We start from the raw sequence: 20,911 nt of genomic DNA, 5'->3' as shown, positions 1-20,911 counted from the left end.
GCATCCGTGATGCAGGGCACCCGTACAGCGGGTGCCCTGAAGGCGCTGCGAGGCCGTCGGCAGGTGAACTCCGACATACCCTCACCGCAACTGGCCCCCTACGCGGCCACGAAGGCGGCGATCGCCAACTTCTCGGCCAGCCTCGCCCAGTTGCTCGGCGACAAGGGCATTCGAGTCAACAGTGTGGCACCCGGCCCGACTTGGACGCCGCTCATCCCGGCCACCATGCCACTGGAGAAGGTCGAATCCTTCGGCGCGGACACGCCGTTGGGTCGCGCGGGACAGCCCGCCGAGTTGGCGCCCGTGTACGTGCTGTTGGCCTCGGATGACGGCAGCTACGTCTCAGGCGCTCGCGTGGCCGTCACCGGAGGCAGACCCGTTCTGTAGAAGTACGCGCCGCCGCGGCGAGTATGACGACGAGATGTCCGAAATCGCAGTACTCGTCGTCGACATGCTCAACGCGTATAGGCACTCCGATGCCGAACTCCTCATACCCAAGTAGGTGCGGAAGGCGTCGATCGTGTCTCCGCTCGCTTCGAGGACGCTGACACCGTCGTAGCTGAACTCCGAGCCGTCGGCCAACGTGCCGTTAGACGTCCACTCCAGACACGCGATCCCGTCATCGGTGACGGTGTGCTTGAAGGACGCGTCGATCTGATCGAAGAGGTCGACGAGCGGTTCGACGTCGCCGTCGCGGTGCAGATCGCCGAGCGCGCTGATGAATTGCTTCGTTAGGTCATGCATGTCCCATCGCTTACCCCGGCGCTGGGCCACCGAGTCTTTCGGCTTCCTTACGCTCCGATCTACCGATTCCCTGGGGAATGTGAACTCCCCGCGAGCGCGTTTTTGGAGGCACGATGAACAGCACTGAGCCGGCGTCCGCTCCTCGTCGTCCTCCCGCTTCAGACGCACCGACGTTGTGGACGCCCGCCCGCTTCATGGTGACCAGGTCTGCCTTCGAGTTGCCACACGGCGCCAACATCGTGGAGCGGTGCGAAGCCGCCGGCGTGCCGGACATCACCGTGTTGCCCGGCGATCGGATGCCGCCGGTACGTGCCGAGAACGACCGTGCCGCTTACGCATTGGCCAAACGCACCCTCGCCGTCGTGGTGTCACCGCCCAGCAAGCGCCGACGGCAGCCGATCCCGCCGAGCGCAGACTGGCGCGTCGACCTCGCCGAGGGTTGTCCCGGACACTGCCGGTACTGCTACCTCGCTGGCTCCCTGTCCGGACCGCCGATGACCCGGGTGTACGCGAATCTGCCCGACATCCTCGCCGAGATGGACGATCACGTCGGTCGCGGCACCATCACCTCGGCGTCCGCCGACCGTTCGAACGAGGGCACCACCTTCGAGGCGTCCTGCTACACCGATCCGTTGGCGCTCGAGCATCTCACCGGCTCGCTGTCGGCAATGATCGCGCACGTCGGCACCCACGAGTGGTCTGGTCCGGTCGGCTTGAGGTTCACCACTTACGACAACGTCTCTCCGCTGCTCGGCCTGCCTCACGTCGGGCGCACCCGCGTCCGTGTGTCGCTCAATGCGGGCGACGTCGCCACTCGCTTCGAGGGCGGTACCGCACGGTTGCCACGACGAATCGCCACGTTGCGTGCGCTGGCGCTCGAGGGATACCGCGTCGGCCCGACCATCGCGCCGATCATGCCGATCCCGCAATGGCGCGACGGTTACGGCGCCTTGCTGCGCGACGTCGCCGGCGCAGTCGCGGACGTGCCCGACCTGGACCTCACCGTGGAGTGCATCACGCACCGGTTCACCGAGAAGAGCAAGGACGTCCTGCACGGCTGGTATCCGAATACCAAGCTGGAGATGAGCGAGTCCGCCAGGGCGCGCAAGTTCGGGAAGTACGGTGCGGCCAAGTACGTCTATCTGAACCGACGATGAACGAGCTGCGCTCGTGGTTCGAACGCGAACTCGCCACCGTTCTGCCCGCAGCCTCTACTGGACCTGAGGGCGAGAACCGGGTACGCGTGGCACTCCGGCGAGTAGCCCGCGCTGAGGCACGCCCATGACGGGCTCGGCCGCCGCGCCGAGCTCGGCCAGCACGTCGTTGGCGGCGAGCACCCCGGACATCGCCGACCGTTCCATGAGTCCGGCGAGGTAGGGGAGTTCGACGAAGTCCCCGGCCAGACGCAGCCCGCGGGCGTCGGTGCGCACCCACGGTCGGGTCCCGGCCGATCCGGGCGGGAAGGCAGGCGCGGTCGCCTCCAGCCGATCGTGACTGTGCAGAACGGTGGCGTCCGCGGTCTCGGGCCAGAGCGTGGCGAGTTCGTCGCGCATGGCCCGCGCCGCGGCGTCGGCGGTGGATAGACGGCAGGAGTACGAATGCAGCTCGACGACCGCTCCACCGGTGGACCGGCCCCACTGTGCGCTGGGCTCCTCCAACCGGGAGTAGACGGCGATGGAGTCGAGGTTCGGCTGTCCGCTTACCGCACTGAACGCTGCCCGTTCGGGCGCGACGTCGCGGTCGAGCCAGATCCTGCTGACGGCGAACGGCGGCGCCACGCGCAGGGCGTCGCATTGACGCGCCAACAGCGGGGCGGCCGCAGCCGTCGCGGGCGAGGCGCCGACCAGTGACCGCAGCGCACCGGGGTCGAGGGCGAGGACCAGGTGTTGGGTGGAGACGTCATCGGCGCGGTCCGCCCCGCCGGTGTAGGCCACTCTCCAGCCCTGGCCGTCCGGCTCGATGCCGGTGACCCTGACTCCGGTCCGGACCTGCGCGCCGTGACCCTCCAGGTGGCGGCGCAGCGGATACCAGATGGCGGTCGCATGATCGGTGTTGGTCACGTCGAACCCGATGCCCTCGGGGTTTCCGAGGAAGTAGAAGTGGAACATCGCCACCAGCTCGGCGGCGGAGAGCTCACCCTGGTTGCAGAAGAACGATCGGGCAAACGCCTCGAAGAGCATGCTGCGGGTGCGCTCGGTCATTCCGAGCCGGTCGAGGAACGTTGCCGCGTCCACGGCGTCGAGGTCGGCCACCGTCGTCGCACGGTCGTACGCCAGCAGGGCCCGTCCTGCGTCGGGGTCGGCTCTGAAGAGTTCCCGTCGGCTCAGGCTCTTCGATCGAAGGGCCAGCGTCAGCAAGTTCAGCGGCGGTGCGGCGGGCAGACCGGACAGGTCCTCGGGGGGCCACGTCGCGGAGATGACCGGATACTTCGGCACGCGGGACAGGAAGGACAGGTCCGGATCGGCTCGGCGCAGGATTGAACGCCACGTGTAGTAATGCCGGAAGAACGCGTGAAACCCGTGCTCGACATTCTGCTCACTGCCGTCCGGGAGTCGCTCCGGCCACGCGCCCAGACGTCCGCCCAGATGATCGGCCGCTTCGAGCACGGTCACCCGGATTCCGCGTTCGGCCAGAACGACGGCAGCGGACACGCCCGCGATGCCGCCACCGACGACGACGGCCTCAGCACCGGGAGAGACCTCGCGGGGCAGCAGCGGGTCGGGAGTGACGAGGTGGCGGGGACGCATCCGGAACGGCGCGGCACGGCTAGTGAGCGGGCCGGTCACGGGTCTCCTTGCTGGTTGATCGCCGTGCGAGGCGCAGAACCTTGACGGCGAACGGCACGGCGACGGCGCCCATGAGCAATCCCCCGGTGACCGCGGAACCGGGCAGACCGAAGAACACGAAGTGGCCCAGCACCGAGGAGAAGTACACCCACAGGTACAGCGCAGCCGCCGGCGCGGACGGCCCCGCGTCGCGGTCCAGCGTGGCGTGCAGGACGGCGATGACCGCGGCCGACACCAGCAGCCATCCAACGTAGTTGGTCAACGGGATGCCCGGAACCAGGGGAAGTCCGGGGGATGGATCCGACCACGTCCAGTGACCGGCGGCCACCATCTGCGGGTCCAGGAACACGTCCCACGCCGTCAGCGCGGCCGCCCCGACGGCCACCACGGCGGGGCCGCGCACCGCGAGGGTACGGGCCACCACGAGCGCTGGCCACGCCATCATCACCCACGCCAACGGCACGACGACGGGCACGCCGAGCACCTCGGCGCCGAGGGTGCCGGTGTAGGCGTAGTGGCCGAACGGCCACCCCGTGGCGACGCCGATGGCCTCGGCGATAAGGCCCGAACCACCTGCGACGGCGACCAGCCACGCAGCACCGGCCGGGCCGTGTACCCGACCGACGTCGGCGACGACCGCGAGGAAGAAGATCACGACGCTGGTAACGGTGACTTCGGTGCGCCACGTCTCCGGCATCAGGGGATAGGCGATCTGCACCGCGACCGCTGCCGCGGCGAGAACCCACGCGGGACCCGCCGAACGCAGAGAAACCCGGGGCACGGCCAACGCCACGTGGACACCTCCATCGTCAGGATGCCGGAGAGTCAAGTATCCCGAGTCGCCTCGTGGAAGGGCGCAGCCGGGTGGTCCGTAGAGTTTGCAGGTGCCCATCGCACGTTTGACAGAAACCCACCACGCGTTGGTGATCACCGGATCCGCGCTCGCTTGCATCGGTACGGCGCACCAACTGGTGAACCAGCGGCGTCTGCGGCGGCCGCCGCGCAATCCACCGCCGGTCACTGCCACGGTATCGCTCGTGGTGCCCGCGCGCGACGAGGCGCACCGGATCGCGCCGACGATCGCCTCGCTGCTCGCCCAACGTGGGCTGACCGACGTCGACGTCGTGGTGCTGGACGACGGCTCGACCGACGGCACGGCCGACGTCGTGCGGCGGGTGGCCGGCTCCGATCCTCGTCTGCGGGTCCTGACCGGCACGCCGCCGCCGCCGGGGTGGCTGGGGAAACCGCACGCCTGCGCGCAGCTGGCCGCTGCCGCGCGTGGCGAAATCTTGGTCTTCGTCGACGCCGACGTCGTGCTGTCGCCCGACGCCGTGGCCGCCGCGGTGGCGATGCTGCGCGGTCCGGATCCCCTGGACCTTCTCTGTCCGTGGCCGCGCCAGATCGCCACGGGACTGCTGGGCAGACTCGTCCAACCCCTGCTGGCCTGGTCCTGGTTGACGACTCTGCCGCTGCGACGTGCGGAGCACTCGCGGCGACCGTCCATGGCGGTGGCCAACGGCCAGTTCCTGGTCGTCGAGGCCGACGCGCTGGCCCGGGCCGGCGGATGGCAATCCGTCTCGAGCGCCGTGCTCGACGACATCGCACTGGCCCGCGCCGTCCGCGCGGCGGGCGGGCGCACCGGAGTCGCCGACGGATCGCTGCTGGGGACCTGCCGCATGTATGACACCGGGCATGAACTGCGCGAGGGCTACCGCAAGTCGCTCTGGGCGGCGTTCGGCTCACCGGCAGGGGCCGTCGCGGTCGCCACGGCGCTGACCCTGGTCTACGTCCTGCCCGCGGCCGCCGCGGTGACGGGCTCCCGGGTGGGCGCGCTCGGGTACGCCGCCGCGGTCGTCGGCCGTGTGTCGGCACGGAGGTGGTGTGGTGGACGTTTCGGGTGGGACGCGATGGCGCATCCCTTCTCGGTGGCGGCTCTGCTCTGGCTGCTGGGATCGTCATGGGCGGGCCGGTTGCGCGGATCGTTGAGCTGGAAGGGACGGGCGGTATGAGTCGGGCGGTCGTCATCGGGGCGGGCCTGGGTGGCCTTGCCACTGCCGCCCGGCTGGCCGCCGCCGGTCACCACGTCACCGTGTTCGAGAGTGCCCCGACCGTCGGCGGCAAGCTCGGCGTCCTCGAGCGTGACGGCTTCGGTTTCGACACCGGTCCGTCGCTGCTGACCCTCCCTGCCGTCCTCGAGCAGCTGTTCGTCGACACCGGCGGACCGGCCGACCTCTCGTTGACCGCCGTCGACCCGGCCTGTGCGTACGTCTTCGCGGACGGCACCGAGTTGGTGCTCCCGCACGACCCCGGTCAGCTCCCGGCGGCGCTGGACGCCGCGCTCGGAACCGGGGCCGGGGAGTCGTGGCGGCGGCTGCACGCCCACTCGCGGCGGCTGTGGGACCTCGTCGGTGAACCCATTCTGCGCCAGCCCATTTCGCTCACCGCACTGGCCAGGATGAGTGCCCGGCCCGCGGACCTGCGAGCGGTCGCACCGTGGCGGACGATCGACACGCTGGGGCGGCGGATGCTGCCCGATCCGCGGCTGCGCACCTGGCTGAACCGGTACGCCACCTACTCCGGTTCCGATCCGCGGCGCACCCCGGCCGTGCTGGCGGTCACGTCATTCGTGGAACAGGAGTTCGGCGCGTGGTACGTGCCCGGCGGGCTGCGACGCATCGTCGACGCCGTCGTCTCGCGGTGTCACGACCTCGGTGTCGACATCCACACCGGGACGGAGGTGGAGGAGGTCCTGGTCCGCGGCGGCCGCGCCGCCGGCGTGCGGGTCGACGGTCGCGACGTCGCCGCCGACGTGGTGGTGAGCAATGTCGACGCCGCCGTCCTGCACGACCGGCTGCTCCCACGCGGCACCGCCGCAGCAGCGCGACGCCGGCTGAACCGCAGCCCGCGGTCGATGGCCGGATTCGTGCTGCTGCTGGGACTGTCGGGGCGGCAACCGGGCGCGTCGCACCGGGTGTACTTCCCGCGCGACTACGACGCCGAGTTCGACGCGATCTTCGGTCGCAAGCCGTCGCCGGTCGCCGACCCGACCGTCTACGTCCACGCCCCCGACGACCCGGCGCTTCGTCCCGACGACGACACCGAGGGGTGGTTCGTACTGGTGAACGCGCCCGCTCACGACCCCGGCCGTGGTGTCGACTGGGATGAGCCCGGTCTGCGCGAGCGCTACGCCCGGCACGTGCTCGACGTGCTGGCCCGCCGCGGTGCCGACGTCCGCGACCGCATCCTCTTCACCGAGACCATGACCCCGGCCGATCTGCAACGCCGCACCGGCGCGCCTGGCGGCGCGATCTACGGCACCGCGTCGCACGGGCCACGTGCGGCGTTGCGCCGACCGGCGAACCGCAGCCCGCTGCGGGGTCTCTATCTGGTCGGCGGCTCCGCGCATCCCGGCGGCGGCATCCCGCTGGTGCTGATGTCGGCGGAGATCGTCGCCGATCTCATCGGGCCTGCGGGAACTCCGGCGGCATCGACCGCCGCACCCCGCGGAGCAGCTGACCCATCCCCACCACACCGACGACCGTCCACGTGACGGCCGACGTAACTCCCCAACCCCACCCGAGGAGCGGCACCCCCGCGGGGACCACCGAGGCGCCGCCCGCGGCGACGATGACCACGATCAGCCGCGTCGGACGCTCGGCGACGGTCACCGCGCCGACTCCGGGCATTCCGACCGCCTGTGCACGGGCACGCACGTACTCGAGCAGCATGACCAGGGTGAGAGACGCCCACACCCACGCGGGCGGGGCGCCGAGCGCCCAGAGCACCGCCCCGAGAAAGAGGTCACCCAGCCGGTCGGCGACCGAGTCGATCACCGCGCCAAGCGGTCTGGCCTTCCCGGTCCGCAACGCCACCGCACCGTCGAGGCCGTCCAGCAACCCGGCGGCGAGCACCAGCGGTACGGCCAGCGCCGGCCATCCGGGACCCGCGACGGCGACCCACGCGCCCGCCAGCATCAGCACCCCGGCCGCCGACAGCACGTCGGGCGGGATGCGCAGGACCGGACCGGACGCGAGGACTCGCACCATCTTCAGCCACCCGCGCACGACCGGCGAGGGTTGGACGCCGTCGTGCAGCGACGACCACCCTGCGTCGCCGGCGTCCCCACCCGCGGAATCCTCAGGCCTCATGACGTCAGCCTGCCAGGATGCCGGCCGGCGTGGGCGGGCATCTCGATGAGCCGCCTGCGGGAGCTGGCGTCCGGGGTACGCCTGACGTTTCCGGGTGGCGATCTGGCCCTGTGGGCAGCAGGCGCGACGTACTTCGGCGCGATCGGCCTGGTTCCGCTCGCGCTGGTATCACTCTGGGCGGTCGGCGGCATCGTCGGCCACCAAGCCGTCACCGACGCGATGGAGGCCGGCATCGCCGGGCTGCCCAGCGGGCACGGCACACCCGAGGCGCTGCGCACCCTGACGTCGGTGGCATTGTCGATGTCCTGGTGGCAGGCGCTCGTCGTTCTGTTCCCTGCCAGCCTGTATGGAGAGGGTCTGCGGCGAGCCTTCGTCCAGATGTCGGCGGCCCGGGACACGCTCACCGGCTGGCGGGGACGAGCCGGACTGCTCGGCGTGGCGGCCGTCGCCCCGTTCCTGGTGCTGGCCGTCCTCGCCTCCGCGCCGTACATCGGCCCGCTGTACGCCGGCGACGGCTGGACGCTGGTGTGGGCCGTGGTCGTCGCGTTCCACGTCGTCTGGCTCACCATCTCAACCGCGTTGCTGGGGGTGTTCGCGCTGATCGGGCCGGGACGCCTGGGCTGGCGGGCGCTGTTGGTGGGCGCTTTCGGGGCGGGAGCGATCCTGGCCGGTTTCCTGCAGGGGTTCGTGCTGTTCCTGGCGATCCCCGTCTCATGGTCGGCTCCGTTCGGCGGCCTGCCGATCGTCGGAGCGGTGTCGGCGCTGGCGCTGTGGCTCTACCTGCTGCACATCGTGGTGCTCTGCGGTTTCCGGGTGACCGTGGTGCTCGACGAGATGTTCAGAGTCGGCCATTGAGGATCAGATTCCAGTAGATCTGCGGCAGGCCGTAGCGGTCGAACGCCCACGCCGTGCGGCGGGGCTTCAACGGGTCGACGAACGAGGGCAGCGACGAGGCCAACGCGTACGTGGACACGGCTCCTGAACTTGGCGGTGAGCGCGTCACTGTCTACGCCCCACACGTCGATGGGCGCGCGCCTGCCGAACTCGGCGAGCAGATCGGCCCCCGTCTCACGAAGACGGCGCAACGGCTCGTCGATCATCGACGCCGCCGCGGGGACGTCGCCAGTGAACAAGCCGCCGGGGTCGGCCAGCGCCGGCATGGTGACGCACTATGGCGAGGAACCGTTGTTCCACATCACCCTGTTGAAATCGGTCGAGTGCACGATCGGTATGTCGTTGCGTCCCCCCAGTGGGTATGCAAGCTGTTGGCGGCGAACGGCTGCGGGGGTGGTGCTCCACGTAGACGGCGGGAACATCGACGCCCGGCCGACGGCCAGCCATCGGGCGGTGAGCTCCAGTTCGTCCGGGTTCTGCTGGACGACCAGGTCGACGTCTTCGTCGCGCAGGTGCGCGGCACCGATCTCCTCGACACCCGAAGGGCTGCCGTCGTGCGATCCGTCCGCGCTGGAGGGCTGCTCGGCGACGGGGTTCAGGTAGCGGTGTCGGCCGGCAGCGAACGCTTCGGTCCACCCGCGGTGCGTGTTCCAGAAGAGTATCGTCCTGCGCTCCGTTGGTGACCCCACCAGTGGGAAATGCCAGCACCGTCACCCTTCAAACCTGTTTGATTCGTGAGCGTTTCGACGATTGAACGACCTCGTTGCGGGGCATGTTCGCCGCTATCGACCGACGAGATGCGATGGAGCACCGTAGTGACCACAATCTTCACCGATGACCTGATCGACCGACCGGGTTCGATCCAGATTCCGACCGGTGTCTATCCACCGCAGGAAGATTCGGCTCTCCTGATCGACGCACTCCGGGCAACGGGCCGTGCGCCGGGAAGTCGGGTCGCCGATCTCTGCTCGGGGAGCGGCGTCGTCGCATTGGCCGCCGCGACGCAGGGCGCGGCACCGGTTGCCGCGTTCGAATTGAGTTCGCGCGCGGTCACCTGCGCGAGGGCGAACGCGTCGGCGGCCGGCCAGAGCGTTCGGGTGCATCGCGGATCCTGGTCCCGAGCACTGGAATTCGAGCCGTTCGACATCGTGACGTGCAACCCGCCCTACGTGCCCTTCGACGAGGAGGCCGACGATGCTCCGATACCCGCCGCCGCGGGCCCCGAGACAGCCTGGAACGCGGGGCGCGACGGCCGCCGCATTCTCGACCCGCTGTGCGAACGTGCCTCCGACATGCTGGCCGACGGCGGCACGATTCGCATCGTGCATTCCGAGTTCGCCGACGTTCACCGAACCGTCGATGGGCTGCAGGCGTCCGGGCTCCGCGCTCGCGTCGTTGCCGAACGATGGATCCCCTTCGGCCCCGTGATGACGGCGCGGGCACACTGGCTGGAGCGCATCGGTCTGCTCGACGTGGGTAGGCGCGAGGAGCGCCTCGCCGTCGTGCGCGCCGACCGTTAGTGAATTGGTCAGCGGCGCAACGGTGTTGAGGGACGGCGTGGATGTGCCGTCCCTCGACTCACGCGGGCGCCAGCGGACGTCGTAGCGATGACCTTCCGGCCTGCCAGCACGCCATCATGTGGTCGGCCAGCCGGTCCTCGACCACGTCGCGTGCGCGGATGCCGAACAGCACGTCTGGCTCAAGAGCGGGCTCGCGGGCGACGAGGTCGCCGACGACGTCGTGGCGCACCACCTGTTCGTGCACGGCGTCGGCCTCCACGTGCTCCCGGTAGAAGACAGTGCAGCTATGCGGTGCGGCCATGCGTTCCAGCGCCGCCACGATCCGCGCCGACCCTGGCGGAGAGGTGATCTCGGTGGACGCGAAGTGCCCGATCGCCGCGCCCCGCAGATCGCGGTGCAGCCCGAACAGCGACATCAGGTTCACTACCGTCAGGGCGTCGGCGGGTACGTCGTCGAGGTAGCCGAGGTAGGTGGCGTCCAAGTCGGCGGCCGCCAAGAGGTCGGCGAACAACTGCTGATGCATCCGCTGGCCCCGGCCGGCGCCGTACTCGTCGTTCTGCACTGCTACGAACGCGGCCTTGGCCGTACCCACGAGGCGGGGAATGGCGAACGCGTGCGGATCGGCCTCCTTGAGGTGGTAGAGCGATCGGTGCACGAAGTACTCGCGCATCTGCTCCCAGGTGCCCTCGTCGCGCAGAAAGTACGACAGCCCGGTGCCGTCGACGGGTTCGATCGACAGGGCCGCCATGGCGTCGGCGGCCGTCTCACTCGAGTCCACTTCACCGACGTCGCGGCGCAACGCGTCCAGGAACACCCGTTCCAGACGGGCGCGCAGTTCGAGAAGGGTCGGATCCCACTCCCACGATCCGCTGACTCCCGCGAAGCCGCGATAGTGCAGTTCGTAGCACGCGTAGAGCGCCAGCTGCAGGTCCAGACCGTAGGGATCCTCGCCGTCGACGTCGAGCGCGCGATCGGAGGACGTCCACGCGCCGCCAAGCAAGTCCACGACGCGCGCCGAAATCGGTCCCACCGGCGTCGACAGCAGCGGCTGGGTCACGGGCATCGTCTTCGCTTCCATCGTCACGTTCAGCACTTACCCGGCTAACTCGCTCGGCAACCGTGCTTGAGGGGACCCGCTCAGCCCGTGAGCAGCGACAGCGCGGCGCGGTTGAGTCGGCGCCGGGGCCAGCCGCGCAGACCGTCACTGGCCAGCGCCGCGCGTGCCGCGTTCCGACCGCACACCCCGTGCACTCCTCCGCCGGGATGAGCGCCTGCGCTGCCCAGATACAGGCCCTCGATCGGCGTCTCGGCTCGCCCGAGGCCGGGGGTGGGTCGGAAGATCAGCTGCTGGTTCAACTGCGAGGTGCCACCGTTGACGGCTCCGAAGTGCAGGTTGGCGTCGCTAGCCTCCAGGTCTGAGGGACGCTGGATGTGTTTGGCGACGACGCGGTCGGAGAAACCGGGCGCATGATCCTCGAGCACCCGGTCGACGGCCCCCGCGAGAGTCTCCGCTGACGCGTCGTCGGCTACCCCGCGCGGCAGATGGGTGTACGCCCAAGCGCTTTCGGTACCTTCCGGCGACCGACTGGCATCGGCGGTGGTCATCTGCCCGAACAACAGGAACGGACACTCGGGCACGGTTCTGGTGTTGAGGTCCGCCATCCACCGGATCAGCCCGTCGTGGTCGGCGCCCAAGTGGACGGTGCCTGCGTCGGCGAGACTGGCCGACCGCCAGGGGATCCGGGCGTTCAGTGCGTAGTTCACCTTGAGAACCGGTGTGTCCCAGACGAAGTGCTCGAGGCTCTGCAGCAGGGCGGCGGGCAGCGCGTCCGAGGGCAGCAGGCGCTGATACAGCTGAGGTGCCGAGGTGTCGGCGATGACCGCGCGTCGCACGCGCACGGTGGCGCCGTCCACGGTGTGCACCGCCGCTGCCCGCCCACCTCTGACCTCGATGGCCTCGACTGGTCGGTGGCATTCCACTCGCGCTCCGGCGGCGGTGGCACGGTTGACCAGCGCAGCCGTCAACTGACCCGCGCCGCCGACCGGGACGGGAAAGCCGCCGTCCTGAGCCATCATGATGAGCAGGTAGCCCATGACGCCGCTGCCAGGGGCGTCGATGGGCACGTCGGCGTGCATGGCGTTGCCGAGCAGCAGGAGCCGCGCCGCGTCGCCGTCGAACAACCGTTGCGCCATCACGCCTGCCGGCGACAACATGAGCTGCGCCAGGCGCAGCGCCTCGCCACCGCCCAGGGTTCGCAACAGCGACACCGGGCCGCGTAGCGGCGGGAATGGCGTGAAGAGCGAGCTCAGCAGCGGATCCTTGATCCGCAGCCACTGGTCGAAGAGGCGCCGCCACCGTTGGCCGTCGCCGGGGTGGTGCCGGTCCAATTCGGCGGCCGTGTGGTCGACGTCGCGATAGATGACGGGTGCGTCCTCGTCGGTGGCCGAGCGGGCGTGTCCGACGACGGATGGCGCGTGTGTCCAGCGCAGTCCGTGTTCCTCGAGATGCAGTTCGCGTAGCGCCGGCGAGGCCACCGACAGCGGGTAGAACGCGCTGTAGAGGTCACTCACGTACCCCGGCGCCAGCTCGGCGCTTTTGACCGCGCCACCGGCTTCGGCCTGCGCCTCCAGAACGAGCACGTCCCATCCCGTGTCTGCCAACAGCGCTGCGGCGACCAGGCCGTTGTGTCCAGCGCCGATCACGACTGCGTCGACGGACTCTTGGCCGCTAATCGTGGACGTCCTCACTGGTGCGGCGTTCCGCCAATGCAGCCAATCGCCTCGTGCACTCACGGTTTCGGGGCCACGCGGAAGCCAAGGCCGCCCGGGCGGGCAACCACTTGAGTGGGCCGCCGACCGGTATCTCCGACATTTCGATGCGACAGCCGGTGTCGATGTCGGAGAGGCGCAGGGTGATGCGCGCGGCGCCGAACGGACGACCCTTGGCGATGAGGACGAGTTCCGCTTGCGGGGTGCAGTCCTCCACCACCGTCTCGTCGTTCAGTAGCAGGGGCCAAACGCCGACTGAGTGGTGGATGGTGCTGCCCGGGGCGGGCCAGTTCGCGTCGACCGCGCGCATCCGGCTGTTGCCGACCACCCACTGCGAGTAGGTCCAACCGTCGGCGATCTGATCCCACACCTGCTTGCGGGACGCCGTGGTGTCCCTCGTCACGGTCAGATCACTGTTGATCTCGGGGGTGAATGCCATGTCCGACACATCCTTTCTTTAGAAATTGGCATCGGGGCGGTGAATTACCCGCCCCCGCGGGGCGTGGCGATGATCGATTTCGCGCCCGCCTTCAGCGAGTCGGGCAGCAACCGGCTCGCCAGGCCGATCAGCTTCGCCGTGGAGGACTCGGCGACGGCCTTGCGTCGACCAGCAGTTTCGCCAGTCCGAGCCCGATGCCGCGCTGGAGGCCCCGGTCACCAGGGCGAGGTTGCGCAGTCCCGTCATCGCAGGCCAGTACCCGGCAATCGGGTGGGCCAATCCTCCCGCCTCGAGTGGTGACGATGGGTGATTCGAGGTGGGCACCACGTTTGAACTCCGTGCTCGACGAGCATCCTCAACTGCGAGCCGATGAGCTCACCTGAGTGTGTCCAAACCCGGCACCTCGGACGTTCCGTAATGATGCGTGGCCCCTCCGAGGGCCTTTCACGCAGATGAGCGGACCATATGGCGCTGTCTGGCGACAGGAGGAGAACCAGGTGACTGATCAGGACAAAGCAGACCAAGCCCGCAAGGGGCTGATCGATTCGGTCAAGGGCAAGGCGAAGGAAATCGCCGGCGCCATGACGGGGAACGACTCGCTCTCTGCCGAAGGCCAGCTGGAGCAGACGCAGGCCCAGCAGCGCAAGGAGGCGAACAGCGTCGAAGCCGTCGCCGACGCCGAGGCGGAGCAGGCTCGCGCCGAGGCCACGGAGGCACGGCTGGAGGGCGCCGAAGAGCGGATTGCCGTGAACGCGAGGACAGCTGCGCCGATCAACTGACCAACCAAGCCAATCTGCCGTGAAACCCCTCAAGACACAGGAGTCAACCATGAGTATCGCCACGATCCCGCGTTCGATCTTGCGCTTCCAGTACCAACTCGTCCGAATTCCCCTTCAGCTGATCGAGGATCGGGTGGTGGCACGGATGGGTAGCGAAGCACCCGCCAGGCTCGTCTACGAGCGCGCACTCGGCGTGCTGGACGCGACGATCGGCAGTGCGCTGGGTGACCCGAGGCTCAATAGGCGCGGTGCCTCGCTTGCCAAGCGGAGCGATGAACTCGCGCGCGCCGCTCGCCTGGACGCGGCCGCCAGTCAACGGGTGAAGCAGGCCAACGCCGTACTCGAGAATTCTCGCGATGAGGTGGTAGCAGACTTGATGCAGGCACGCGCGGACAAGGAGCAGGCGGCCGAAGACGCGCGGACCTCGGCACAGGAGCGCAAGCAGGCCGCCACGGAGACCGCTCAGAAGCGGGCGGCCGCCGCCAAGGAGCAGGCCGACGACCTGGCCGCGCGGCGCAAGGAAACGGCCGAAGCCGCCAAGCGCCGGGATCAGGAACGGATCCAGAAGGCCGAGGTGAAGGTCATGAACGCCGGCCGGTTCGACCTGCACTGATTCCGACAACCGAACCAGGCCGAACCTCTCGGGGTTCGGCCTGGTGTCGTTTCACGGTCGACTGACGGCACGATGGATGACATGACGACCCCGCCGACCGTCGAGTCAACGATCGCCGAACTCACCCTCGAGGAGAAGGCGTCGCTGCTCAGTGGTGCGGACTTCTGGCACACCACACCGATCGAACGGCTTGGCATCCCGGCGATCATGCTGACCGACGGTCCGCACGGCCTTCGCAAGCAGCGGAAGGGTGGGGACCACCTCGGCCTGGGTGACAGTGTCCCCGCGACGTGCTTCCCGCCCGCCGTCGGCCTGGGCTGCTCATGGGATGCCGAACTCGTCCAACGGGTCGGCGAGGCCGTCGGAGCCGAGGCTGCCGCCGAGAACGTTGCAGTGGTGCTCGGCCCGGGAGTCAACATCAAGCGTTCGCCCCTGTGCGGCCGCAACTTCGAGTACTTCTCGGAGGATCCCGTCGTCTCGGGTGTGCTCGGCGCGGCGATGGTGAGAGGCCTCCAGTCCACCGGTGTCGGCGCCTCGCTCAAGCACTTCGCGGCCAACAACCAGGAGCACGACCGGATGCGGGTGAGCGCCGACGTCGACCCGCGGCCGTTGCGGGAGATCTACCTGCGCGCCTTTCAGCGCGTCGTCGAGGACTCCCACCCCTGGACCGTCATGTGCTCGTACAACCGCATCAACGGCGTGTACGCGTCGGAGGACCCGTGGCTGTTGACAACGGTGCTGCGCGAGGAGTGGGGATTCGAGGGTCTCGTCGTCTCGGACTGGGGTGCGGTGAATGACCGCGTCTCGGCCCTCGCGGCGGGTCTGGACCTGGAGATGCCGGGGGCGAACGGCGCCACGGATGCCCAGGTGGCGGCGGCGGTGGCGGACGGTTCGCTCGAACAGCGGCTCGTGGACGACGCGGCGGGCCGGGTTCTGCGACTGGTCCGCGCGGCGCAGGCGGGCGTGGGGTCGGTGCCCGAACCCGTCGACGTCGATGATCATCATGCCCTGGCGCGGGAGGCGGCAGGCCGGTCGATCGTGCTGCTGAAGAACGAGGGCGACGTCCTCCCGCTGTCGAAGGACGCGAACATTGCGGTCGTCGGTGCGTTTGCCGCCGAGCCTCGCTACCAGGGTGCGGGTTCGTCGATGATCAAGCCGACCCGCCTCGACAATGCGCTCGACGAGATTCGTTCCATCGCAACGGGAACGGTGACCTACGCAGCAGGGTTCAGCACCGCGGCGGAGGTGTCCGCGGCCGAGTTAGCGCGCCTGCGGGGGGATGCCGTCGGCGTGGCGGCCGATGCCGACGCGGTCGTCTTGTTCCTCGGGCTTCCCGCGCGCATGGAATCGGAGGGCTACGACCGCGACGACATCGACCTGCCCGCGCAGCAGCTGAGTCTCCTCGACGCCGTTCTCGGTGCCAACCCGAACACGGTCGTCGTGCTGTCCAACGGCGGGGTGGTGACGCTGCCGTTCGCCGCGAAGGTGCCTGCGCTGGTGGAAGGTTGGCTCCTGGGGCAAGCGGGCGGCGGGGCAATCGCCGATGTCGTGTTCGGAATCGTCAACCCCTCGGGCAAACTCACCGAGACGGTCCCGCTGCGACTGGCGGACACCCCGGCCCATCAGAACTTTCCCGGCGAGTCGTCCCACGTGCGCTACGGCGAGGGACTGTTCGTGGGGTACCGCTGGTATGACGCGCGTGACCTCGATGTCGCCTACCCATTCGGACACGGGCTGTCCTACACGACGTTCGAGTACGGAGAGGCCGCCGCCGCCGTGAATGCCGATGGTGACGTCGACGTCCGAGTGTCCGTCGCCAACGTGGGTTCGGTGGCGGGTCGTGAGGTCGTGCAGGTATATACCTCGTTGCCCGACGGCCGGGCTCAGCGACCGCCGCGCGAATTGAAGGCCTTCGCGTCGGTCGCCCTCGATGCCGGTGAGGTGCGCGACGTCGTCTTGACGATCAGACGAAAGGATCTCGCGCACTGGGATATTCGCACCGACTCCTGGGTCGTCGAAGGCGGCACGTACACCGTCGACGTTGCCGCGTCGAGCCGCGACATCCGTTCGACGGCTCGGATTCAAGTCGACGGCGATCCGGTGGTAGTGCCGTTGACCCGTGCGTCGTCGATCGTCGAGGTGATGGCCCACCCGGTCGCGGGCCCGATCCTGCAGGCCGCGGTCGCCTCGATGATGGGCGACGCGGATGGTGCCGGCGCCATCATGCCCGAAGGCGTCGAGATGGCCAGGATGCTCGAATCGATTCCGATCGGCAGGGTCGGCATGTTCGCGTCCGCCAGCGGCATGGACGTCGATCCCGCCATGATCGATGCGCTCATCGCGGCGGCCAACGCTTCCCCCTGAGTTGCGCTTAGGCCAGCCGTACCTTCGGTTTGAGAAGTCCGTCTGCGGGCAACACGCATTCACCGCGACGTGGCAGGGCCCCTCCTGCTGCAGCCCCAATGCGGTTCGATGGAGGAGATGGCTATGGCGATCAGCGACGACGACATCACGACCACCGGCGGTGGCGGCGAGGGTCCTGCCGACGGTGGCTCGAACCCCGAGGGTCATGACGGCGGCGCGGACGGCACCGCCGGTGGCGAGGGTCCTGCCGACGGTGGCTCGAACCCCGAAGGCCATGACGGTGGCGCGGACGGCACCGCTTGACCGACGCACCATGCTGAGCCGCTGCATCGGCACCGACCCCCAGACGTTCGCACGCGAACACTGGGGTCGGATGCCGTTGCTCAGCCGGGCGGACGCACTGCCCTGCGACTTCGACGACCTACTGTCGGCGCGAACCGTCGACGAGTTGCTCGCCGAGCGCGGGGTGCGTGCGCCATTCATACGCGTGGCCAAGGAGGGCGAGGTCTTGGCCCGGGACTGCTATCTCGGGGCTGCGGGGTTCGGCGCCGAGATGCCCGACCAGGTGGACTCGGCGAAGGTGCTCCACCAATTCGCCTCCGGCGCAACGATAGTGCTCCAGGGCCTGCACCGGCTGTGGCCGCCGCTGATCGACTTCGTCCGCGGCATGGTCGACGATCTGGGCCATCCCGTCCAGGCCAACGCCTACGTCACCCCGCCCCGGAGTCGCGGCTTCGTCGCTCACTACGACGTCCACGACGTCTTCGTCCTGCAAACCTCCGGATCCAAGCACTGGACCGTCCACCAGCCGGTGCACACCGATCCGCTCCCGTCGCAGCCGTGGACCGATCACCGTGCCGCGATCGCGCGACGCGTCGAAGACGATCCGGTCATCGACACGGTGCTCGGCCCGGGCGACGCGCTCTATCTCCCCCGCGGCTGGGTTCATTCGGCGCAGGCGTTGGGGGCATTGTCGATTCACCTGACGATCGGGGTGTCCAGCCTCACCGGAATGGACGTCATCCGGGCGGTCGTCGATCAGTTGGAGACGGTCGGCGAATTCAGGACGTCCCTGCCGCTCGGCATCGACGCGACCGATCAGAACGAGATGGCGGCGAGGACGACGAAGCTCATCGCGGAACTCGCCGAAACGCTGCGCGACCGCACGTCCGAACTCTCCGAGGATGGAGCGACCCGACTGGCTCGGCGCTTCGCCGACCGTACGCGACCCGTCGCGGTTCGGCCGTTGGCGTCGCTTGAGGCGGCCGAGCACGCCGACACGGTCGTCGTCCGATGGCGCCATGGGCTCGTCGCGCCCGTTCGACGCGGCAACGGACGCGTCTCACTGCAGTTGCCGGACCGCACCATCAGCCTTCCCGATGCATGCGCCGACGCCGTCACGGCGCTGCACCGCGGCCTCGTCGCAGATGCCGGCACCCTGCCCGGCCTGGACCGGGCCGACGGGGAGGTGGTGATCCGCAGACTGCTGCGAGAAGCCGTCCTCGTACCGGCACATCGAGAGCACGGCGGCGGATCGGCGGGCGGATGACGGCCGAGGCGGATTGGACGCCCTGCAGCGATCGGTCGCGACAGCGCGACGACCCGATGTACGGATCAGCCTCCGCGGGCTCGTCGTGGTTGATGCTCGAATTGTGCGGTCCCTGGGGGCAGTCGGCGTTCTTGGAGTCACCTTCGGTCATCGAGCCGCAACTCGGCCGGGCCATCGTTCGCCGAGCGGAGCAGGCGGGGTTGCGGATCGCGGCCATTCGACGGCACGGGCGCCGTGCCGCGAGTCCGCGGTGGCGCTGGTTCGTCGCCCATTCGCACGTCGGAGGCGAAGCTCTGCACCACGGTGAGGTGACCGATCCGCGCGAGTATTTGGACGTGGCCTTGGATGGCTCCGACGGGCACCCGGTCGAATATCCACTCGTCGCGGTCTGCGCACACGGCAAGCATGACCAGTGCTGTGCCGTCCGTGGACGCGGAGCCGTCGCCGCGATCGGGGCGGAGTACCCCGAAGTCACCTGGGAATGCTCACATCTCGGCGGCGATCGCTTCGCGGCAACGATGCTGATATTGCCCGAAGGCTTGTGCTACGGACGGGTCGATGCGGCAGACCCGCCCAACCTCGTGCGCCTGTACTTCGAGGGGCGACTGGACAATGCGCATCTCCGCGGGCGGACCTCGCTACCGCATGCGGTGCAGGCGGCACAGTACTTCGCGCGCGAGATGTCGGGTGATGATCGCATCGACACCCTGACGCCGCTGCGAGTCGAGTCGGACGGCGGGACGACTCATGCAGTCCTGCAGGGTGTTTCAGGCCCGATCGAGGTCACCGTCCGCGAGCAACTGTCAGAACCACTCCTGTCACAGTGCAGCGCCACGCTTCCCGGCCGGGTGCGCACCTATGCGCTGGTCTCTATCGGCACACCGACGTGAGACCTCACGTGTGGTCGCGAATGCTGCCGGTGTCGACGAAGCTGCTGGCATCGGCGCCGCTGACCCTGGGATGGTTGGTCGTCCTCTTGGTCACGACCCGAAACCAGAGGAAGCTGTCACCCCGCGGGCGTGGGCGCGTCCTGCGACGCGCATCGACCAATCTGCGCCATCTGCGACGTGATCCGCATCGCGTGTTGTTGACCAGCATGCTGTGGTTCGACGGAGCCGCTGCCCGCCCCTACCTTCCGCTGTTCATCGTGCTCCTGGCTCCGGCCGAGCGTCGTCTGGGGTCCGCTCGGACGCCCGGCCTGGCCGTCGGCTCCTCGGGGATCGCTGGGTCGGTGGCGCGCCACCGCCGGCCGTTGATCACGACGTAGTGACCGTCCGCGGCGATCGACGGCTCGTTCACCAGCCAAGTCTAGGTGCGTCGGAAGCGCAGCGCGCCGCAGTCGAGGATGGGAGTGTGTTGCGGATGAGTCCAGTGTCGGTGATCGCGGGTGGCGCGGGTGGTCACTGTCGACGAGGCCTTCTACCGCATCGCCGGCGAAGGCTCCGCCATCGTCAACGTGGCATCGATGGCGGCCACATGTTGCCCGAGAGTCTGATCCCGACAGCGCAATTCCCGCTCGCGTTGCAGGACGAGGACCGCTTCATGATCGAAATGTCGTCGGTGTGCAGCATCGCGCCCGAGGACGCCCGCTCAGGTCTGGCGTACGGGGGTGAGCAAGAGCTTCGTCAGGTGCGCATCGTCTCGGTCTCCCCGGGATCCGTCGACACCGAGATGGGCAGGCAGGAGGAGAGCGCCGGTGCGGGCGCGATGGTCGCCGACTTCGCAGTCCCGCGGTGGGGCAAGGCGGAGGAGATGGCCGACCTGTTCGCCTTCTGCGTCAGTGAGAAGGCCGGCTATCTCACCGGCACCGACATCTTGAACGACGGCGGCGTGATCGCCTCGATGAGGGAGCGGGCCCGGCAGGCTGCCGAAAACGGTTGAGCCATGCTCCAACCGGCCACGAAGAGGCGAGCAGGTCCGTTATCGTCGCTGCGTGAGTGAAGCGGCTACGCCGTCCAGTCAAACCGGTCCGACGCTTGCCCCCACGAGCACCCGGCGGGCGGTGCTCAACACCATGAAGGGCTCGGCGGGAAACCTCGTCGAGTGGTATGACGTCTACGTCTACACCGTCTTCGCCACGTACTTCGAGGCGCAGTTCTTCGACAAGAGCGACAAGAACTCGACGCTGTACATCTATGGCATCTTCGCGGTGACCTTCGTCATGCGCCCGGTGGGAGCTTGGTTCTTCGGCAGGTACGCCGACCGTCGCGGCCGCAAGGCCGCCCTGATGCTCAGCATCACCGTCATGTCCAGCTGTTCCTTCGTCGTGGCGGTGATGCCCACCCGCGAGATCATCGGTTACTGGG

The 20,911-nt window shown here is 68.9% G+C and carries 21 protein-coding genes and 3 pseudogenes; 15 read left to right on the top strand and 9 right to left on the bottom strand.

Annotation, left to right across the window (positions count from 1 at the left end; genetic code table 11):
* Nucleotides 1-24: 24 nt before the first annotated feature.
* Nucleotides 25-387: pseudogene (locus tag VET27_RS10080) on the top strand (SDR family oxidoreductase); the annotation flags it as partial.
* Here the strand turns inward: VET27_RS10080 and VET27_RS10075 are convergent.
* Nucleotides 343-744: a nuclear transport factor 2-like protein gene (locus VET27_RS10075; RefSeq protein WP_526517597.1), complete on the bottom strand. Its 402-nt coding sequence runs from the start codon at nucleotides 742-744 to the stop codon at nucleotides 343-345. The pseudogene VET27_RS10080 and the gene VET27_RS10075 sit on opposite strands and share 45 nt — an antisense overlap.
* A gap of 113 nt (nucleotides 745-857) precedes the next feature.
* Between VET27_RS10075 and VET27_RS10070 the strand changes: the two genes are divergently transcribed.
* A complete protein-coding gene (locus VET27_RS10070) occupies nucleotides 858-1,901 on the top strand; it encodes a spore photoproduct lyase family protein (protein WP_526517595.1) in 1,044 nt (347 codons plus the stop codon).
* A gap of 54 nt (nucleotides 1,902-1,955) precedes the next feature.
* Here VET27_RS10070 and VET27_RS10065 read toward each other — a convergent pair whose 3' ends face one another.
* Nucleotides 1,956-3,530 carry an FAD-dependent oxidoreductase gene (locus VET27_RS10065; RefSeq protein WP_526517593.1) on the bottom strand — a complete coding sequence of 525 codons (1,575 nt, stop codon included), beginning with the start codon at nucleotides 3,528-3,530 and terminating at the stop codon, nucleotides 1,956-1,958.
* Nucleotides 3,511-4,323, bottom strand: coding sequence for a carotenoid biosynthesis protein (locus tag VET27_RS10060; protein ID WP_526517591.1), 813 nt, complete (start codon nucleotides 4,321-4,323; stop codon nucleotides 3,511-3,513). The genes VET27_RS10065 and VET27_RS10060 overlap by 20 nt, the downstream gene beginning before the upstream one ends.
* 91 nt (nucleotides 4,324-4,414) lie before the next feature.
* Between VET27_RS10060 and VET27_RS10055 the strand changes: the two genes are divergently transcribed.
* Nucleotides 4,415-5,539, top strand: a complete 1,125-nt coding sequence (locus tag VET27_RS10055; protein WP_526517589.1) for a glycosyltransferase family 2 protein — start codon at nucleotides 4,415-4,417, stop codon at nucleotides 5,537-5,539.
* Nucleotides 5,536-7,080, top strand: a complete 1,545-nt coding sequence (locus tag VET27_RS10050; RefSeq protein WP_526517587.1) for a phytoene desaturase family protein — start codon at nucleotides 5,536-5,538, stop codon at nucleotides 7,078-7,080. The genes VET27_RS10055 and VET27_RS10050 overlap by 4 nt, the downstream gene beginning before the upstream one ends.
* Here VET27_RS10050 and VET27_RS10045 read toward each other — a convergent pair.
* Nucleotides 6,989-7,678, bottom strand: coding sequence for a CDP-alcohol phosphatidyltransferase family protein (locus VET27_RS10045; protein ID WP_526517585.1), 690 nt, complete (start codon nucleotides 7,676-7,678; stop codon nucleotides 6,989-6,991). The two genes, VET27_RS10050 and VET27_RS10045, sit on opposite strands and share 92 nt — an antisense overlap.
* Before the next feature lie 45 nt (nucleotides 7,679-7,723).
* Here VET27_RS10045 and VET27_RS10040 point away from each other — a divergent pair, with 45 nt between their 5' ends.
* Entirely contained in the window at nucleotides 7,724-8,533 is an 810-nt protein-coding gene (locus tag VET27_RS10040) for a YhjD/YihY/BrkB family envelope integrity protein (RefSeq protein ID WP_526517583.1), read from the top strand.
* Here VET27_RS10040 and VET27_RS10035 read toward each other — a convergent pair.
* Together VET27_RS10035 and VET27_RS10030 are read right to left on the bottom strand one after the other, a co-directional pair.
* Complete coding sequence (locus VET27_RS10035; protein ID WP_526517674.1) at nucleotides 8,517-8,651, bottom strand: hypothetical protein; 135 nt, start codon at nucleotides 8,649-8,651, stop codon at nucleotides 8,517-8,519. The genes VET27_RS10040 and VET27_RS10035 overlap by 17 nt on opposite strands.
* Nucleotides 8,652-8,847: 196 nt before the next feature.
* Nucleotides 8,848-9,261 carry a hypothetical protein gene (locus tag VET27_RS10030; RefSeq protein ID WP_526517581.1) on the bottom strand — a complete coding sequence of 138 codons (414 nt, stop codon included), beginning with the start codon at nucleotides 9,259-9,261 and terminating at the stop codon, nucleotides 8,848-8,850.
* 126 nt (nucleotides 9,262-9,387) lie between these two features.
* On the opposite strand from VET27_RS10030, the gene VET27_RS10025 reads away from it, so the two are divergent.
* Complete coding sequence (locus tag VET27_RS10025; RefSeq protein ID WP_526517579.1) at nucleotides 9,388-10,092, top strand: HemK2/MTQ2 family protein methyltransferase; 705 nt, start codon at nucleotides 9,388-9,390, stop codon at nucleotides 10,090-10,092.
* A 58-nt stretch (nucleotides 10,093-10,150) separates the two neighbouring features.
* Here VET27_RS10025 and VET27_RS10020 read toward each other — a convergent pair whose 3' ends face one another.
* Genes VET27_RS10020 through VET27_RS10010 form a run of 3 tightly spaced genes read right to left on the bottom strand, consistent with a single transcriptional unit; the run spans nucleotide 10,151 to nucleotide 13,300 of the window.
* Entirely contained in the window at nucleotides 10,151-11,170 is a 1,020-nt protein-coding gene (locus VET27_RS10020) for an iron-containing redox enzyme family protein (protein ID WP_526517670.1), read from the bottom strand.
* 59 nt (nucleotides 11,171-11,229) lie between these two features.
* Nucleotides 11,230-12,825 carry a phytoene desaturase family protein gene (locus VET27_RS10015; RefSeq protein ID WP_526517668.1) on the bottom strand — a complete coding sequence of 532 codons (1,596 nt, stop codon included), beginning with the start codon at nucleotides 12,823-12,825 and terminating at the stop codon, nucleotides 11,230-11,232.
* Complete coding sequence (locus VET27_RS10010; RefSeq protein WP_526517577.1) at nucleotides 12,821-13,300, bottom strand: SRPBCC family protein; 480 nt, start codon at nucleotides 13,298-13,300, stop codon at nucleotides 12,821-12,823. The genes VET27_RS10015 and VET27_RS10010 overlap by 5 nt, the downstream gene beginning before the upstream one ends.
* Before the next feature lie 497 nt (nucleotides 13,301-13,797).
* On the opposite strand from VET27_RS10010, the pseudogene VET27_RS10005 reads away from it, so the two are divergent.
* The 9 genes and pseudogenes from VET27_RS10005 to VET27_RS09965 form a co-directional block, all read left to right on the top strand.
* Nucleotides 13,798-14,067: pseudogene (locus VET27_RS10005) on the top strand (CsbD family protein); the annotation flags it as partial.
* A 61-nt stretch (nucleotides 14,068-14,128) separates the two neighbouring features.
* Nucleotides 14,129-14,692, top strand: a complete 564-nt coding sequence (locus VET27_RS10000; protein WP_526517575.1) for an IF2 family translation initiation factor — start codon at nucleotides 14,129-14,131, stop codon at nucleotides 14,690-14,692.
* An 81-nt stretch (nucleotides 14,693-14,773) separates the two neighbouring features.
* Complete coding sequence (locus tag VET27_RS09995) at nucleotides 14,774-17,056, top strand: glycoside hydrolase family 3 C-terminal domain-containing protein (protein WP_526517573.1); 2,283 nt, start codon at nucleotides 14,774-14,776, stop codon at nucleotides 17,054-17,056.
* A gap of 123 nt (nucleotides 17,057-17,179) precedes the next feature.
* A complete protein-coding gene (locus VET27_RS09990; RefSeq protein WP_526517571.1) occupies nucleotides 17,180-17,359 on the top strand; it encodes a hypothetical protein in 180 nt (59 codons plus the stop codon).
* 10 nt (nucleotides 17,360-17,369) lie between these two features.
* Entirely contained in the window at nucleotides 17,370-18,605 is a 1,236-nt protein-coding gene (locus tag VET27_RS09985) for a cupin domain-containing protein (RefSeq protein WP_526517569.1), read from the top strand.
* Complete coding sequence (locus VET27_RS09980) at nucleotides 18,602-19,495, top strand: ferredoxin family protein (protein ID WP_526517567.1); 894 nt, start codon at nucleotides 18,602-18,604, stop codon at nucleotides 19,493-19,495. Before VET27_RS09985 ends, VET27_RS09980 begins: the two co-directional genes overlap by 4 nt.
* 29 nt (nucleotides 19,496-19,524) lie before the next feature.
* Entirely contained in the window at nucleotides 19,525-19,872 is a 348-nt protein-coding gene (locus tag VET27_RS09975; protein ID WP_526517565.1) for a rhomboid-like protein, read from the top strand.
* Between the two features lie 132 nt (nucleotides 19,873-20,004).
* Nucleotides 20,005-20,486: pseudogene (locus tag VET27_RS09970) on the top strand (SDR family oxidoreductase); the annotation flags it as partial.
* A 52-nt stretch (nucleotides 20,487-20,538) separates the two neighbouring features.
* Nucleotides 20,539-20,911 (top strand): MFS transporter (locus tag VET27_RS09965; protein WP_526517563.1); only part of this gene is annotated, 373 nt, incomplete at its 3' end.

It is taken from the genome of Mycobacterium sp. (assembly GCF_035633495.1).
GTDB lineage: Bacteria > Actinomycetota > Actinomycetes > Mycobacteriales > Mycobacteriaceae > Mycobacterium.
Note: the sequence above shows the minus strand (reverse complement) of the source record. Positions and strands in the feature narration are given on the sequence as shown.

What these genes read in the sequence shown, in the direction of transcription:
- VET27_RS10075 (WP_526517597.1), bottom strand. Translation starts at nt 744, where the DNA reads ATGCATGACCTAACGAAGCAATTCATCAGCGCGCTCGGCGATCTGCAC.
- VET27_RS10070 (WP_526517595.1), top strand. Translation starts at nt 858, where the DNA reads ATGAACAGCACTGAGCCGGCGTCCGCTCCTCGTCGTCCTCCCGCTTCA.
- VET27_RS10050 (WP_526517587.1), top strand. Translation starts at nt 5,536, where the DNA reads ATGAGTCGGGCGGTCGTCATCGGGGCGGGCCTGGGTGGCCTTGCCACT.
- VET27_RS10045 (WP_526517585.1), bottom strand. Translation starts at nt 7,678, where the DNA reads ATGAGGCCTGAGGATTCCGCGGGTGGGGACGCCGGCGACGCAGGGTGG.
- VET27_RS10040 (WP_526517583.1), top strand. Translation starts at nt 7,724, where the DNA reads ATGAGCCGCCTGCGGGAGCTGGCGTCCGGGGTACGCCTGACGTTTCCG.
- VET27_RS10020 (WP_526517670.1), bottom strand. Translation starts at nt 11,170, where the DNA reads ATGGAAGCGAAGACGATGCCCGTGACCCAGCCGCTGCTGTCGACGCCG.
- VET27_RS10010 (WP_526517577.1), bottom strand. Translation starts at nt 13,300, where the DNA reads ATGGCATTCACCCCCGAGATCAACAGTGATCTGACCGTGACGAGGGAC.
- VET27_RS10000 (WP_526517575.1), top strand. Translation starts at nt 14,129, where the DNA reads ATGAGTATCGCCACGATCCCGCGTTCGATCTTGCGCTTCCAGTACCAA.
- VET27_RS09995 (WP_526517573.1), top strand. Translation starts at nt 14,774, where the DNA reads ATGACGACCCCGCCGACCGTCGAGTCAACGATCGCCGAACTCACCCTC.
- VET27_RS09990 (WP_526517571.1), top strand. Translation starts at nt 17,180, where the DNA reads ATGGCGATCAGCGACGACGACATCACGACCACCGGCGGTGGCGGCGAG.
- VET27_RS09985 (WP_526517569.1), top strand. Translation starts at nt 17,370, where the DNA reads ATGCTGAGCCGCTGCATCGGCACCGACCCCCAGACGTTCGCACGCGAA.
- VET27_RS09980 (WP_526517567.1), top strand. Translation starts at nt 18,602, where the DNA reads ATGACGGCCGAGGCGGATTGGACGCCCTGCAGCGATCGGTCGCGACAG.